General features: G+C 58.7%; 12 protein-coding genes. 4 read left to right on the top strand and 8 right to left on the bottom strand.

Features of this window, described 5'->3' with window-relative positions; translation table 11 throughout:
• Nucleotides 1-261: 261 nt before the first annotated feature.
• The 4 genes from AM571_RS27025 to AM571_RS27040 form a co-directional block, all read right to left on the bottom strand.
• A complete protein-coding gene (locus AM571_RS27025; protein WP_074064101.1) occupies nucleotides 262-1,050 on the bottom strand; it encodes an SDR family oxidoreductase in 789 nt (262 codons plus the stop codon).
• A gap of 22 nt (nucleotides 1,051-1,072) precedes the next feature.
• Nucleotides 1,073-2,551: a sugar ABC transporter ATP-binding protein gene (locus AM571_RS27030; RefSeq protein ID WP_074064102.1), complete on the bottom strand. Its 1,479-nt coding sequence runs from the start codon at nucleotides 2,549-2,551 to the stop codon at nucleotides 1,073-1,075.
• A gap of 28 nt (nucleotides 2,552-2,579) precedes the next feature.
• Nucleotides 2,580-3,509, bottom strand: coding sequence for a sugar ABC transporter substrate-binding protein (locus AM571_RS27035; RefSeq protein WP_074064103.1), 930 nt, complete (start codon nucleotides 3,507-3,509; stop codon nucleotides 2,580-2,582).
• A 103-nt stretch (nucleotides 3,510-3,612) separates the two neighbouring features.
• A complete protein-coding gene (locus tag AM571_RS27040; protein WP_074064104.1) occupies nucleotides 3,613-4,593 on the bottom strand; it encodes an ABC transporter permease in 981 nt (326 codons plus the stop codon).
• A 209-nt stretch (nucleotides 4,594-4,802) separates the two neighbouring features.
• On the opposite strand from AM571_RS27040, the gene AM571_RS27045 reads away from it, so the two are divergent.
• The 4 genes from AM571_RS27045 to AM571_RS27060 all read left to right on the top strand — a co-directional run bounded on the left by AM571_RS27045 (nucleotide 4,803) and on the right by AM571_RS27060 (nucleotide 9,075).
• Entirely contained in the window at nucleotides 4,803-5,612 is an 810-nt protein-coding gene (locus tag AM571_RS27045; RefSeq protein WP_074064105.1) for a transketolase, read from the top strand.
• A complete protein-coding gene (locus AM571_RS27050; protein WP_074064106.1) occupies nucleotides 5,612-6,568 on the top strand; it encodes a transketolase family protein in 957 nt (318 codons plus the stop codon). The genes AM571_RS27045 and AM571_RS27050 overlap by 1 nt, the downstream gene beginning before the upstream one ends.
• A gap of 65 nt (nucleotides 6,569-6,633) precedes the next feature.
• On the top strand, nucleotides 6,634-8,100 hold the full coding sequence (locus AM571_RS27055; protein WP_074064107.1) for an FGGY family carbohydrate kinase: 1,467 nt from the start codon (nucleotides 6,634-6,636) through the stop codon (nucleotides 8,098-8,100).
• A 21-nt stretch (nucleotides 8,101-8,121) separates the two neighbouring features.
• Nucleotides 8,122-9,075, top strand: coding sequence for a sugar-binding transcriptional regulator (locus tag AM571_RS27060; RefSeq protein WP_074064108.1), 954 nt, complete (start codon nucleotides 8,122-8,124; stop codon nucleotides 9,073-9,075).
• 743 nt (nucleotides 9,076-9,818) lie between these two features.
• On the opposite strand, the gene AM571_RS27070 is transcribed toward AM571_RS27060, so the two are convergent.
• From AM571_RS27070 to AM571_RS27085, 4 genes are all read right to left on the bottom strand, one after another.
• The gene (locus AM571_RS27070) at nucleotides 9,819-10,265 is read right to left on the bottom strand and encodes a hypothetical protein (protein ID WP_237358645.1); all 447 of its coding nucleotides are present in this window, start codon (nucleotides 10,263-10,265) and stop codon (nucleotides 9,819-9,821) included.
• Between the two features lie 1,584 nt (nucleotides 10,266-11,849).
• Complete coding sequence (locus tag AM571_RS27075) at nucleotides 11,850-12,107, bottom strand: DUF982 domain-containing protein (protein WP_074064110.1); 258 nt, start codon at nucleotides 12,105-12,107, stop codon at nucleotides 11,850-11,852.
• A 352-nt stretch (nucleotides 12,108-12,459) separates the two neighbouring features.
• A complete protein-coding gene (locus AM571_RS27080) occupies nucleotides 12,460-12,744 on the bottom strand; it encodes a hypothetical protein (RefSeq protein ID WP_074064111.1) in 285 nt (94 codons plus the stop codon).
• Between the two features lie 272 nt (nucleotides 12,745-13,016).
• Entirely contained in the window at nucleotides 13,017-13,733 is a 717-nt protein-coding gene (locus tag AM571_RS27085; protein ID WP_074064112.1) for an SOS response-associated peptidase, read from the bottom strand.
• Nucleotides 13,734-13,890: the final 157 nt, after the last annotated feature.

Here is a 13,890-nt window from a genome sequence, read left to right on the forward strand (position 1 = left end):
GCGCCCCCATGGAACGAGCGTGTCGGCTCAGACGACATCGGTGCATTCGCCCGGCGTCGTTCGGTGCTGTGTCGGGCAGCGGCAGTCACGATCCAATCCAATCCTCGAGCGTTTCGCGCGATTTTCGATCGGCGTGAAGGGCGAGCGGACGACGATGTCCACGCCGCCTCGCTCGTGAGCCCCTTCAGCGCCACGATCTCGGCCAGGGAGGAAGCGAGACCGTATATTTGAAGTTTGCCGGCAACCAGCTTTCGCATCGCATCACCAGCAGCAGAAACCTCCGTCGACAAGCAGATCGACGCCCGTCACGAAACTTGCAGCATTCGACAGCAGGAACACGGCCGGCCCGACCATCTCGTCGACCGTTGCCATGCGCTGCATCGGCGTCTGCTCTTCGAAAAGCTTGGTCTGATGCACCATCTCGGGACGCATGTTCATCGGCGTCGCCGTATATCCGGGCGAGATGGTGTTGACGCGGACGCCACGGTCGACCCATTCCATCGCCATGGACTTCGACATATGGATCACACCGGCCTTCGAGGCGTTATAGTGCGCTTGGCTCAGTCCCCGATTGACGATCACCCCGGACATGGACGCGATATTGACGATGGACCCGCGTCGGTTCTTCAACATGGCGCGGGCTTCGGCCTGGCAAGAAAGGAAGACCCCTTTCAGGTTGACATCCATCAACGTCTGGTACTGATCCTCGTTCATCTCTTCGGCAGGGTTGGCGTTGGCGATACCGGCGGCGTTGACGGCAAGCGTCAGTGCGCCGAGCTCGGCCTCGGTGCGTGTGACCGCATCGCTGAGGGATGACTTGCTCGTGACGTCCGCTTCGATCTTGATGGAGCGGCGGCCGGCGACCTGAATTTCTCTAGCCGTATCGGCCAGTCCGTCGTCGGTTCGGCGGTCGAGCAGCGCAATGTCGGCGCCGCACTGTGCAAGACCAATGGCAATGCGCTGCCCAATTCCGCTGCCGGCTCCGGTCACGATGGCAACCTGGCCGCTGAGATCAAAAAGCTTCGGGGCGTTCAGAGTGATGTCGGACACCGCTCTTCCTTTCTCTGTCTGTTTAGATTGTAGCAAGCTCCATGACCGAGACGTCGTTTGCCTCGTCACGATTGAGAATGCCTGCCTGCTTGCCCTGGGCAAGCACGAGAATGCGATTTGAGACGCCGAGAACTTCCTCGAGGTCGGAGCTTACGACGATGACCGCCACGCCCTGTTTCGCAAGATTGACGATGATGTCGTAGATGCCCGCTCGGGCACCGACGTCTATGCCTCTCGTTGGTTCGTCGAGCACCACGACCTTGGGATTGCGCATGAGCCATTTCGCGATGACGACCTTCTGCTGGTTACCACCGGACAGGTCCGAAGCATATTGCTCTGCGCGACCCTTCACGCCGAACTTGGCAACCGCCTTCTCCGCGAAAGAGCGCTTGACGCGCGGTGTGATCCAACGCCCACCCAGCATGTCGAGGTTGGCGTAGATAATGTTCTCGCCTATCCGGTGGCCGACAACCAACCCCTGGTCCTTGCGATCTTCTGGAACCATCACGATGCCTTTGGCGATCGCGTCGGCAGGATCGCGGAGCCTGAGTTCTTCGCCTTCCAGCTTAATCGAGCCCGCACTGATCGGGTCCGCTCCCGAAAGGGCGCGCACAAGTTCCGTGCGGCCGGCGCCGACCAGGCCGGCAATTCCCAGAATTTCGCCTGCCTTCACGTCAAAGGTAACGTTGCGGAAGGAATTGTCCGGAGAACTCAGCCCCGACACCTGAAGTACCGGATGTTTCGTGGGAACCGGCAGGGTCGGGAACAGCCGGTCGAGCGAACGTCCGACCATGCTTTCGACAATCGTGCGTACCGGCGTCGCGCTGTCGGCGAATTCCTGCACGCGCTCCCCGTCGCGAAGTACGACGATGCGGTCGGTAATCTGTCTGATCTCCTCCATGCGGTGGGAGATGTAGATGATGCCAACGCCTTCGGAGCGAAGCTTCCGGACCTGTTGGAAGAGAGCTTCCGTCTCCGCACCCCCCAGTGCTGCGGTCGGCTCGTCCAGGATCAGGAGTTTTGCATTGAGAGCCAGTGCTTTCGCAATTTCGATGAGCTGCTGATTTGCGGTCGAAAGACCGGCCACTTTCCGAGTTGCCGGTAAGTGAAGGTTCAGGCGAGCGAGCTGTTCGGTTGCGCGGCGAACCATCTGGGCGCGATCGACGACGCCGTTCTTCATCGGCCAGCGTCCGATGAAGACGTTTTCGGCAATGGAAAGCTGCGGAAGCAGTTGCAGCTCCTGGTGGATCAGGACCACACCCTTGTCGATCGCCTCCCTTGGGGTGGCCGGGGCATAAGGCTGTCCCAGCCATGTCATTGATCCTTCGGATGGCGTGCGTGACCCGGCGATGATGCCGGAGAGAGTTGACTTGCCCGCTCCGTTCTCACCCAGAAGTGCAACAACTTCGCCCGGATAGACGTCAAGGCTGACATTCCTCAGAACCTGGAGCGATCCATATCGCTTGGATATGCCCTTCAGGGAAAGAACCGGATCAGTCACGGCACACCTCCTCAAGACCTCGACTTTTTTACGGGTGGCTAGCGATGAAACCTGCAACGTTTTCCTTGGTCGTCAGCGTGGCATCCAGGAGCTGTACCGGCGGTATCTTCTCTCCGGCGACGAGCTTGGCCGCGTTTGCGACCGCGTCGCGGCCCATCTTCTGCGTTTGCTGCGTTGCGGTCACGTCGAAGACACCCTTGCTCAGCGCTTCGAGGGCTGCTGTGTCACCGTCGAAGCCGCCCACCACGATCTTCTGGGAGGGATTGGCAACCTTGATCGCCTGCGCGGCGCCAAGTGCGAGTGCGTCGGCTTGGGCAAACACGATCGAGATGTCGGGATTTGCCTGGAGCATGTTCTGCATGATCTGGAACCCTTCGTCCTGGCTCCAGATGTTCGAGTACTGCTCGGCAACAACCTTCACGTCGGGATTGGCCTTGAGGGATTCAGCGCATCCCTTGGAGCGGTCGACCTCGGGCGTGGTGCCCTTCTGACCATGGATGATAACCATTTTACCCTTGCCGCCGGCTTGCTTGAGAATGTAGTCGCAGACGGCCCTGGCGGACGCGACTGAATCCGTTGCAAGGAAGGTGTCGCCGGGTGCTCCGTCGGCGTTTCGGTCAACGTTCACCACCGGAACGCCGGCGTTCTTGGCAAGCTTGACGGGAACGGTCGCTGCGGCCGCACCCGCCGGAATGTAGATCAGGGCGTCGATGTTCTGGGTCAGAAGGTCCTGGATCTGGTTGACCTGCGTCGGTCCGTCGCCCTTTGCGTCGACCGTGACGACTTCGATACCACGCTTTTTGGCTTCGTCCTCGACGGACTGCTTGATCTGATTGAAGAAGTTTGCCTGAAGGTTGGCAACGGCCAGGCCAAGCTTCTTCAGCTCCGCCGCATGTACGGGCCCGAGCGTGAGAGCAAGTAGTGCGGCAGACGCGAGCATGGTGCGCGCAATTTTCATTTTAATTCCTCCGTTGTTTGATGGGACCCTCGGGTAATTCCTCCCCCTCGGGGTATTGATCCGCCCCAAGCTTCGGGCGGAATTCATGGAGCGGGCCCGCTCGTCAGGCGCGACGCCGACGAACTGTCTCCGCGCCGACCGCAAGCACGATGACGATGCCGATGATCACCTGCTGAAGGAACGGCGAGACATTGAGAAGATTGAGACCGTTGCGAAGGACACCGATGATGAGAACGCCGATGAGCGTACCCCCAATACCGCCGGCGCCGCCAGACAGCGAAGTCCCGCCGATGACGACGGCAGCGATGGTGTCCAACTCATAGCCAAAGCCACTGGACGGCTGGACCGAGTCAAGGCGGGCGGCGAGAACGATGCCTGCCAGTCCGGCAAGGACTGCGCTCATCACATAGACGCCGATCGTCACGAGCTGGACATTGATGCCCGCCAGGCGAGCAACCTCCGGATTTCCGCCCACGGCGTAGAGCATGCGACCTTCGGAACGGAAGTGCAGGAATAGCCAAGCGGCAAGGACGACGGCAAGCATCAGAAAGACCGTGGCAGTCAGCACGCCGAAATGGCGATCGATTGCGAGCATCATGAACCAGTCAGGGAATCCCACGATCTGCTGACCGTCGGTGATCATGTTTGCGACGCCGCGAGCTGCCGACATCATGGCCAGAGTGGCGATGAACGCCGGGACCTTGAACTGCGTCACCAGCAGGCCCACGATCAGCCCCGAAACGGCAGATGCGATCAGACCGAAAGCGATCCCGACCGCAAGCGGAAGGCCGGCGATATTGGCGGTCCAGCCCATGACCATCATCGCAAGAGCAAGAACCGAACCGACCGACAGGTCGATGCCGCCGATGAGGATGACGAAGGTCATTCCCACCGCCATGATGCCAAGGACTGTGATCTGATCGAGGATGTTGAGGCCGTTTCGAACCGAGAGAAACGCGTCTGTGCTGATGCTCAGGAAGACGCAAAGAGCAAGCAGCCCCACGAGTGGACCGGTGGCACCCTTGAGTTTGCTCAGCCAGGCACCGGATGAAAGTCTCTGTTCATTGATGTCGAGCGCCACCATCGTTCCTCCCTGGGTCTAGCTGGTAGCCAATATTCGTGCAGGAGAGAATAATTATTCATACCCGTTGAAAAATTCATTAACAAGTTGGTTTGCGGCTGTCAACTGGATTTGTCCGCGCCATTGCCGGTTCGATATTGCGTAAGGGGCTTGACTAAATGGGACTGTGTGCAAAAATATTGATAATTGAATAAATATGCACAGAGGAATCCATGGATATCACAGAACTTGAGCGCCTCGCTCGGGAGATCCGATTGCGCGATCTTCGGGCGGTTTTCGAGGCCGGTGCCGGCCACATCGGCGGCGAGATGTCGGTAATTGACATTCTTGCGGCCCTGTACTTCCGCGTGCTGAAAGTTTGGCCCGACCAGCCGAAGCATCCCGATCGGGACAGGTTCGTCCTTTCCAAGGGGCATACGGCGTGCGCCCTGTACGTGACGCTGGCAAAGCGCGGCTTCATTCCCGAAGAGGAGGTTTCCACGTTTCTGCAGCCGTACTCGAGACTGAATGGACATCCCAATTGCAACAAGGTTCCAGGGGTGGAAACGAATACCGGCCCGCTCGGGCACGGTCTGCCGGTTTCGGTGGGAATGGCAAAGGCCGCCAAGCTCTCCGGAGCGATGTATCATACCTACGTTGTCACCGGCGATGGTGAGATGCAGGAGGGTTCCAACTGGGAGGCAATCATGGCAGCGGCCCAATTCAAGCTGGATAACCTGACGTTGATCATCGATCACAACAGATTTCAGCAGGGTGCAGCACTCGCCGATACCAACGACATCGCTCCCCTTCGTCCGAAACTGGAAGCATTCGGCTGGGAGGTGACCGAGATTGACGGCAACAGTATGCACGAGATCGTTCCTGCGCTCGAACATCGAGGCGACCGACCGCATTGCATTGTCGCACACACGAACAAGGGCCACGGAATCTCATTCATGCAGGACCGTGTCGACTGGCATCACAAGGTTCCGAACAAGGAACAATACGAATTCGCATTGGCAGAACTGTCGGAGGCAATGTAATGAACGCCCCAGTAAACGCACCCAAGCTTTATGACTGCCGCGACGCGTTCGCAGCGACGCTCGAACGTCTGGCGACCGAGAATCAGAAAGTTGTAGCGGTCTGCAATGACTCGGTAGGCTCGTCGAAGCTTGGCGGCTTCAAGTCGAAATTTCCCGAGCGCCTGGTCAATGTCGGTATCGCGGAACAGAACATGGTCGGGGTTGGAGCAGGCCTCGCCAACGGCGGTCATCTACCATATGTCTGCGGCGCCTCTCCGTTCCTGACGGGAAGATCGCTTGAACAGATCAAGGCGGACATCTCTTACTCGAACGCGAATGTTAAGCTCGTGGGCATTTCCTCTGGAATGGCATATGGCGAGCTCGGTCCGACCCATCATTCGATCGAGGATTTCGCCTGGACGCGAGTCCTGCCGAATCTTCCTGTGATTGCGCCCTGCGACCGCATCGAGACCGCGGCGGCCGTCGAGTGGGCGGCGACCTACCACGGCCCATGCTTCCTCCGTCTGTCGCGCGTGGGCGTGCCCGATCTTCTTGCGGAAGGTCACAAGTTCGAGCTCGGCAAGGCAAATCTCCTGCGCGAAGGTTCCGATGTCACACTCATTGCGAACGGTACATTGACACACCGTATGCTCAAGGCTGCCGAAATCCTCGCGCAACGTGGCATTCGGGCAAGGGTCCTCAACTTCGCCACGGTACGTCCCATAGATGAGGATGCCATCATTGCCGCTGCCAAGGAAACCGGAGCGATCGTTACGGCAGAAGAACATTCGATTTTCGGCGGGCTTGGCTCCGCGGTTGCCGAGGTGGTGGTCGACAATGCGCCCGTTCCGATGAAGCGCCTGGGCGTTCCGGGCATCTATGCCCCGACCGGTTCGGCTGAGTTCCTTCTCGATGAATTCGGCATGGCCCCGCCGGCAATCGCGGATGCCGCCCAGGCGCTTATGAAACGCAAATAAGCCGGTCGCATACGATCGAGCCGGGCCGTCCGCTGCCCCGGGTCTTTTAATCTGTGGAGGATACGATGCTCGCTATTTTGGCGATCGATCAGGGCACGACCAATTCAAAGGCCGTTCTGGTTTCCGAAAAGGGAGAAGTCCTCGCACGAGGCTCGGCGGCTGTGGGGATTTCATATCCGAAGCCGGGGTGGGTCGAACAACAACCGAACCGTCTCTACACGTCTGTTTGCGAGGCGATCGAAATCTGCCTGGATGCGGTCCCGGACGTGACCATTGCGGCCCTTGCAATTTCCAATCAGCGCGAGTCGGTCACTGTTTGGGATGCTGAGACGGGAGAGGCCCTGGGACCTGTGCTCAGTTGGCAATGCAGGCGCACGGCACCTGATTGCAAACGTCTCCTTGTCGAAGGACATCTGGATCGCGTGCAGGCGCTCACCGGCCTACCCCTCGACCCAATGTTCCCAGGTTCGAAGTTCCGATGGCTTCTGGATCGTGTGCCGAAGGGCCGACCAGTGCGGCTGGGAACGATCGACAGTTGGCTCGTGCACTGCATGACCGGCGGACGCCGGTACGTATGCGATGCCTCGAACGCCTCCAGGAGCCAATTATTCGACCTTGAGGAGCAGACATGGAGTAAGGAACTTTGCGAAATTTTCGATGTCGATACGGCACTCCTGCCGGAGGTGCTCGACAGCTCGGCCGATTTCGGGACAACAAAGGGGCTGAAGGGCGTACCGGACGGCACCCCTATCAGGGCCGCGATCGGCGACAGCCATGCAGCCCTGTTCGGCCATGGAGCGTTCAAACCTGGTGATGGAAAGATAACCTTTGGAACGGGGTCGTCGGTGATGACAACCCTTCCTCGGTTCATTGCGCCACGCAACGGTGTGACGACCACTGTCGCCTGGCGCATCGACGGAACGCCGACTTTCGCTTTCGAAGGCAACATCCTTGTTTCTGCGGCGAGCCTCCCATGGATGGCGGGCATTCTCGGCCTTCCGGACGTCGCTGCACTGATCGACCTTGCGGCGACCGCCGAAGCAGGCGGACCGGGTTTCGTGCCAGCCTTCGTAGGACTGGGCGCACCCTACTGGAACTCTGACGCTCGCGCCCTTTTCTCTCAGATCAATTTCAATACAACACGTGCGCAGATGGCACGTTCGGTAACCGATTCAATCGCGTTTCAGGCCCACGATGTGGTCGCGGCCATGCGAGCACAAAGTGGTGGCGAACTCGGCGCCCTTTATGTCGACGGCGGACCAAGCCAGAACCGCTTTCTGATGCAGTGCGTGTCGGATCTTGTCGAGCACGCCGTCATCCAATGCGAGGCTCCCGAGGCGTCGGCCCTTGGCGCGGCATATTTGGCGGGACTGTCGCTTGGCTTGTGGCGTGATCTCGACGTCATCGCGGGGTTACCCAGAACCACGCGGGTCATTGCTCCGCAACCTGTTGACCGGCAGGCGCTGCTGAATACCTGGAATGATGCTCTCGCCCGCTCGACGTCGCGTCAAACAATGGCTAAAGGTGAATAAAAATTCCCACCGGGATCAGCCATGGCTCGCCTCAACGAACTCCGCCTCATGTCAAGAGTGGCCCAGATGTACCACATCGAGGGGCGACGGCAGGCTGAGATTGCGCAACATCTTCGCTTATCACAGGCCACGGTCTCGCGAATGCTGAAACGTGCCGAGGCCGAAGATATCGTTCGGACCAGCGTCATTCCTCCTGCCGGTACTTACAGTGACCTTGAGGGCGCACTCAGGGAGAAATACGGACTACCCGAAGCCGTCGTCGTCGAATGTAGCGAGGATCGAGACGGCGCGGTCATGGCGCGGATTGGGGAAGCGGCCGCCCATCTCCTGGAGGTCACCCTTGCCCCTGGCGAGATCATCGGAGTTTCGAGCTGGAGTCAGACCATTTTCAAGATGGTCGAAAACATTCACCCTCAAAAGAGCGCCCAGGCGAAGTACGTTGTCCAGACGCTCGGGGGCATGGGCGATCCCTCGGTGCAGACCCATGCCACTCAGCTGACTACCCGACTGGCGCGTCTGACCGGAGCGGAGCCGAAGCTGCTTCCGGTGCAAGGCGTGACGACCTCGCGAGAGGCCAAGCTGCTCATGCAGGCCGATCCGTTCGTCCGTGAGACGATGGACCTGTTCGGCAGCATAACACTTGCAATTGTCGGAATTGGAGCGGTCGAGCCGTCCGAACTCCTTGCGCGATCGGGAAACATTTTTTCGTCGCGGGAGCTCTCCGACCTGGCTGAAGCGGGAGCCGTTGGCGATATCTCGCTCCGGTTCTTCGACAAGAACGGTAAGGCAGTTAAGACGCCACTCGACGACCGCGTTATTGGTATCCCGCTCGAAGACCTTGAACGTGTGGATCGCGTGATTGCCTTAGCCGGTGGGTCTAAGAAGACCGCCGCCATCGCCGGCGCACTTCGCATTGGCGTCATCGACATGCTTGTCACGGACAAGTTCACCGCCCAACGGCTGATTGATCTGTAAATCCGGCATAGGACGAGCCAAAGCGTCGACGCCTGCGCTGTCTGCCAGCGGGCTAAAAGGCGAAACCGCACGGACCATCTGCGAAGCTCCATCAGCGCGCCGGATCGCGCGTCGACTTGGGCTCCGGGTTCTGACCTTCCATGCCCAGCCAAAAGGGTGGAATTGAAAGCGCGAGTTCGCACTAACAGCGGCGTGCCGAATGACCTCGTGACATTTAGTAATATAATTTCCATCTTTGGCGGAACAATCGCTGCGGTTTTCCGTTTCGGGCGGATGACATCTCAACCAGACGAAGCGGCCGTACTGCAGTATCTGCGGTACGAAACTGACAAAGCTCTTGTTCGGCAGTTGCAAACGCTGCCGACATTTGCGGTGCCTTCAGACACAGACGAGGCTTTCGGTCCCTTCTTGAAAAGACTTGACGCCATTCGCGAACAACGCTGCGACGACACAACAGAGTAGTTTGAATATGCGCTCGATTCCACTGGCCGAAAGAAGGCCTATGCTCACCTCGTTCTATTCGGCGTCGCAGCAATACCGCTCACCTGCATGATCCAAGGGCTCCACCGGCCAAGTGATGGCGACATCAAGGCGGCCCGACGGAAAGTCGAGCGCTCGAGCGATTAAAGGAAAGCGTACTGCGCCGATCTATTGACACCCGAGCAAAGCGTGGCGCCGGCAAGTCAGGCGAAGGCGTCGTATCTTCGCATCAGCATCGAGGCCTCCTTTGCACCCCCGTTGCGTCATACCGTCAGCAGGTTGGCAATCCGCATGATTGCGAGTGCGCTTCCGTCATTGCGAGCGCCTTCGTTCGTGCCCTCGGCACAGGTCCACACGTGGTTCTTCTTGGCCTGGAACTCCTTGCCGTCTTGCAGAACCATTAGTTCCCCTTCGGTGACGTGGCAGATCATAGCATTGGGCATGCTGCCGACAGGCAGGTTCGACCGCGGCTGAAACACGAGATCGACGAGTGAGACTGTCTTGTAGCCGGGGATCATCGCGGCCCCTTTTCCGAGCTCCACGGCCCGCACACCCGGCGCCAACTCCTTTCCCTCGTCGACCCGGTAGGTTTGGGCCTGCGCCGGGTTACCACCGCCCGTCAGTGCGGCCACGATGGCGCTAAAGGCGGCGGCGGCGCCGTAAACCACGTGCCGACGATCGAGGGACATTTCTTTGCTGTCGAAAAACATGATGCGACCTCCCTGGCCAGCCTTGATCGCTCCTTCGCGATCGGAAATGACGACGGTCCTATTCGCATGCGGGCCCTCCGATTGAAGATCCCTGCCACGCCGCCCGCTCGGCGCCAGACGAGAATGACGTGCAAGCGGCTTCCAACGGCTGGGTGATTTCAAGCGTCGCTCTATAAGGCGGTATCGCCGCAATCGCAGCTAGGATACTCTTTTCTCCCGGAGCACTCCACTTTCAAGCGGCAGAATGTTGAGGAGCTAATGCCGGCTGCTGTTCCGAGCCTGATATCTCCCGGCCGCAGAACGCACGCATGGGTGCTGGATCAGACCTCGCCGTCTTCGTACGCTGTCGGCCGACACCGCGCAGGCTTTGGCTTTTCAGTCGAGCGACCATGTTGCCAGGAAGTCCTTCAGCATTTGCTCGATCATGCACAGCTCAAGAAAAAGTGGCGTCCAAATAGTCGTAAGCTTTCTGGGTTTCGCCCTTCCAAGCCCGAACACACGCAAACGCGCGGTATGAGCCCTTTTACGTTGAGCGTTTTCGACTGAGCGTTGGACGCCAATTCGACGACGTGAACGACGCCGGATATGGAACGTCCCTGTAAGAGCGCTTGTTGCGGGCTTTGTCCCACAACACGCCACACCAGTGCCAGCCGTTAAGGTCCGCACCCAGCTCGCGCTATTTCTACAGGGCGATCAAAGGCCAACACAACAAATCCTTATCGCTGTTTGTTGCCGTCGCGCGATTTCGGCTAACGGACCAAGAAAGGGCGTCCAGGATCCTGATATTTTATGATATCGCGTCGCTGCCAAGACCGGTAAACACGCGTTCCTGATACGGCTTAGCAGGCGATTTTCGGGTAGGAGGGTTCGTCATTTGATGTGCGGCGGCCCAACCTGGGGGAGGACGGGATGCGCGAGCAAACGATTGGGTTCTTGGTGGCGGCCGAACTGTCAGCTATGTTCTGGGCCGCTTTCTTTCTCCTGCTCGGTTGACCGATGAGATACGACGAGGGCTCGCCTTCGGATGGGTGGGCTAAGGCGAGCCCTGGCCGTACCTTGTGCCGCGGCTGCCTTCGATGCATTGCGACACTTGGAGTACGCAGTACCAATAAGGGCCCTCCCTGGCTGCACGAGGAGAGCCCTAACCTTTGGCGCGCGTAATGCGCACTTCGGGTCATTCAAAACATGCATTAAGCTTGAGGTGGATGATATTGGACCGAAGTCTGAATTTTGGCGGGACTTTGGTCCTAGTCGGGCGTTGGCTCAACCTTTTGGCGAGGGCTGGCCATGAGCGAAGTTCCAAAACCTTGGATGGCCTGAACCATCATGAATTCGATATGTCTGTGGCGGGCTCTTTGTCTGCCGCGGCGCGCGCCGGGCGTAAGGCACACCGGTCGAAGCAATTGCCGACTTAACGGCAGCGGCCTTTCTGTTCGACCTGAGGCGAAACGCAAGGCTCTTTCTAATGGGAACAAAACCGCTCGTCTGTCCTCATGACCACCAAGTCGTTGAACCTATCGGCGAACAGCACCGACTGATGCGATCGAATGCCGGGTCAACGGGACTTCATTGCGCATCTCTTTTCTAACCGCGCATCGTATCGAACGGGACACCTGCTTCTTTCGCAGCGGCGATGAAGCTTGCGCGGGCTTCATGAGGTTCCCGAATTCCGGCTTCGACGTCTGAGCAGATCAGTAACGCGGCCATGAATGCCTTTCCCTCCGCCACCGGCCAAGAATTCGCGAGAACCTCCAGCGCCTCGGATGTGGATGCGATGGTCGTGAGCTGACCGGTTCTCCTGCAGACAATCATTACGGGGTGATCCCAACGTCTGTTACTCATATCTCGCCCTCTCCAGAAAAGCAGGTTAACGAAGGACCACAGCGCGATGCAAGTGGAGAAGCGTCTGGCATCCCTGGCGGGGCGCGGACTATGAAGGGATCGAGCCTGACCGCAATGAGTTCCCGCAGCGCTCCTCATCATCGGACATGAACGGGAAGCGAAGCGGCTTTGCGCAGCGCACGACCGCCAGGCAGCCCAGCCGGTGCCAACAGATGTCTCGGCTGCTGCCGCACTGCATTGCCATGGGTTCGACATCTTGAAAAGAATGGAAGGTCTGATCTGGTCGCGGTCTTTTGACTTGCTGGTCAGTCGGTCGCGGTGGCGAGACGGCATCGAGCGTTGCGTAAAGCGATTACCGATGCCTGGGTGACGGCGAACGCGTCTTCTGGTCGGGGTCGCTGCCGCTCATCCGTGATGGCAGCCCTTGGATGGCATATCTGGGAAGGCGATGCCATTTGGACCCGACAGTGTTCCGATTGAGGATCTCCATCAAGTCGGTGGCATTTTTTTCGGTCAGATCAGTCAACTGCTTGCATCCTATCATGGCGGGATAGCCGGTGACGGTGTCGAATACCGTCCATTTGCCGTCTTGTTCCGCGCGGCAGCCGTATGGCATGTAATGGATGTTGGAAGACATAGAACCTCCCTTCGCTGAAGGCAGCGGAGCTCACGAAACGGGGCGAACCTTCGAGGTTGCTTCAACATCATAAAATTAGCAAGCGCTTAATTAATTACTCTTCGGGCGCTGGCTCGTCCGGCCAAGACGAAGGGTTCTGCTCCGCGAACGCGTAGAACAGTACGATTGCAATCGCAGCAATCTTACGTTGCGTAAGACCCGTGCCGGATATTTCTCTTTGTCGAGTCCAACGCCATGTTTCGTTGAAGAAAGGCGCCACGCCGTAGCATGCCTCACAAAATCGGCGGTTGTGGATCAAGATTGATCTTCTCGAGAATGTCCGGCGTATCGTTCCTCGGTGAGCCTACGGCTTTACCGATCGGCCACATGGTCATCAGCTCGGAGGGGAACGACTTCATCAGATCACCAGGCTCCGGCTCCGGCGACAGCCAGCGCTCGTAGTCCTCTGGATGCAGAATGACCGGCATGCGGTCGTGGATCGCAGCCATCATGGTATTCGCCGGGCAGGTGATGATCGCGAAGGTGCGAACATCGAGGTCGGCCGCATTGCGCCAGGTTTCCCAGATGCCGGCAAGTGCGAAGGGCGCGCCCGACTTCATGGCGACGGCATATGGCTGCTTGTTCTTGCCCGTGCCCAAGATGTCCTTCCATTCGAAGAAGCCGTCGATTGGAACAAGACAGCGGCGAGCTTGATAGGCAACCTTGAATCTGCTGTTCCTGGCGATGCCTTCCGAGCGGACATTGACCTGCGGCCGTCCTCCCGGTTTCATCCATCCAGGGATCAAGCCCCACCCGGCGCTGACGAACACCGGTCCCATGACATCCGGTTCGCGCACCATTTCCCTGATGATGATCGGATAGTCGAGGGAAGGGGCGCCGTTATATCGCGGGAACTGGTTGGCCAGACCGAGCACGCTTCTTCTATCGGCGAAAGCAAAGGCGTTCATCATGCTTTCAAGGTTGGTTTTGATGAATACGCGTCCGCACATGTCAGGGCTCACTCGTAATTCTCAGGATTTCCATTAAACGCGCCAATTTGCCGTTGAGCAACGTCTGACGCTCTTCATCGGGAACCGCCTCTCGCTCGTATGTCGGTGCAAGGCGCAATGCAATGATGCCGCGATGGATCCGGCTCCTGGCACGACC

This window comes from Rhizobium etli 8C-3, assembly GCF_001908375.1.
Lineage (GTDB): Bacteria > Pseudomonadota > Alphaproteobacteria > Rhizobiales > Rhizobiaceae > Rhizobium > Rhizobium etli_B.

What these genes read in the sequence shown, in the direction of transcription:
- AM571_RS27035 (WP_074064103.1), bottom strand. Translation starts at nt 3,509, where the DNA reads ATGAAAATTGCGCGCACCATGCTCGCGTCTGCCGCACTACTTGCTCTC.
- AM571_RS27040 (WP_074064104.1), bottom strand. Translation starts at nt 4,593, where the DNA reads ATGGTGGCGCTCGACATCAATGAACAGAGACTTTCATCCGGTGCCTGG.
- AM571_RS27045 (WP_074064105.1), top strand. Translation starts at nt 4,803, where the DNA reads ATGGATATCACAGAACTTGAGCGCCTCGCTCGGGAGATCCGATTGCGC.
- AM571_RS27050 (WP_074064106.1), top strand. Translation starts at nt 5,612, where the DNA reads ATGAACGCCCCAGTAAACGCACCCAAGCTTTATGACTGCCGCGACGCG.
- AM571_RS27055 (WP_074064107.1), top strand. Translation starts at nt 6,634, where the DNA reads ATGCTCGCTATTTTGGCGATCGATCAGGGCACGACCAATTCAAAGGCC.
- AM571_RS27060 (WP_074064108.1), top strand. Translation starts at nt 8,122, where the DNA reads ATGGCTCGCCTCAACGAACTCCGCCTCATGTCAAGAGTGGCCCAGATG.
- AM571_RS27070 (WP_237358645.1), bottom strand. Translation starts at nt 10,265, where the DNA reads ATGTTTTTCGACAGCAAAGAAATGTCCCTCGATCGTCGGCACGTGGTT.
- AM571_RS27075 (WP_074064110.1), bottom strand. Translation starts at nt 12,107, where the DNA reads ATGAGTAACAGACGTTGGGATCACCCCGTAATGATTGTCTGCAGGAGA.
- AM571_RS27080 (WP_074064111.1), bottom strand. Translation starts at nt 12,744, where the DNA reads ATGTCTTCCAACATCCATTACATGCCATACGGCTGCCGCGCGGAACAA.
- AM571_RS27085 (WP_074064112.1), bottom strand. Translation starts at nt 13,733, where the DNA reads ATGTGCGGACGCGTATTCATCAAAACCAACCTTGAAAGCATGATGAAC.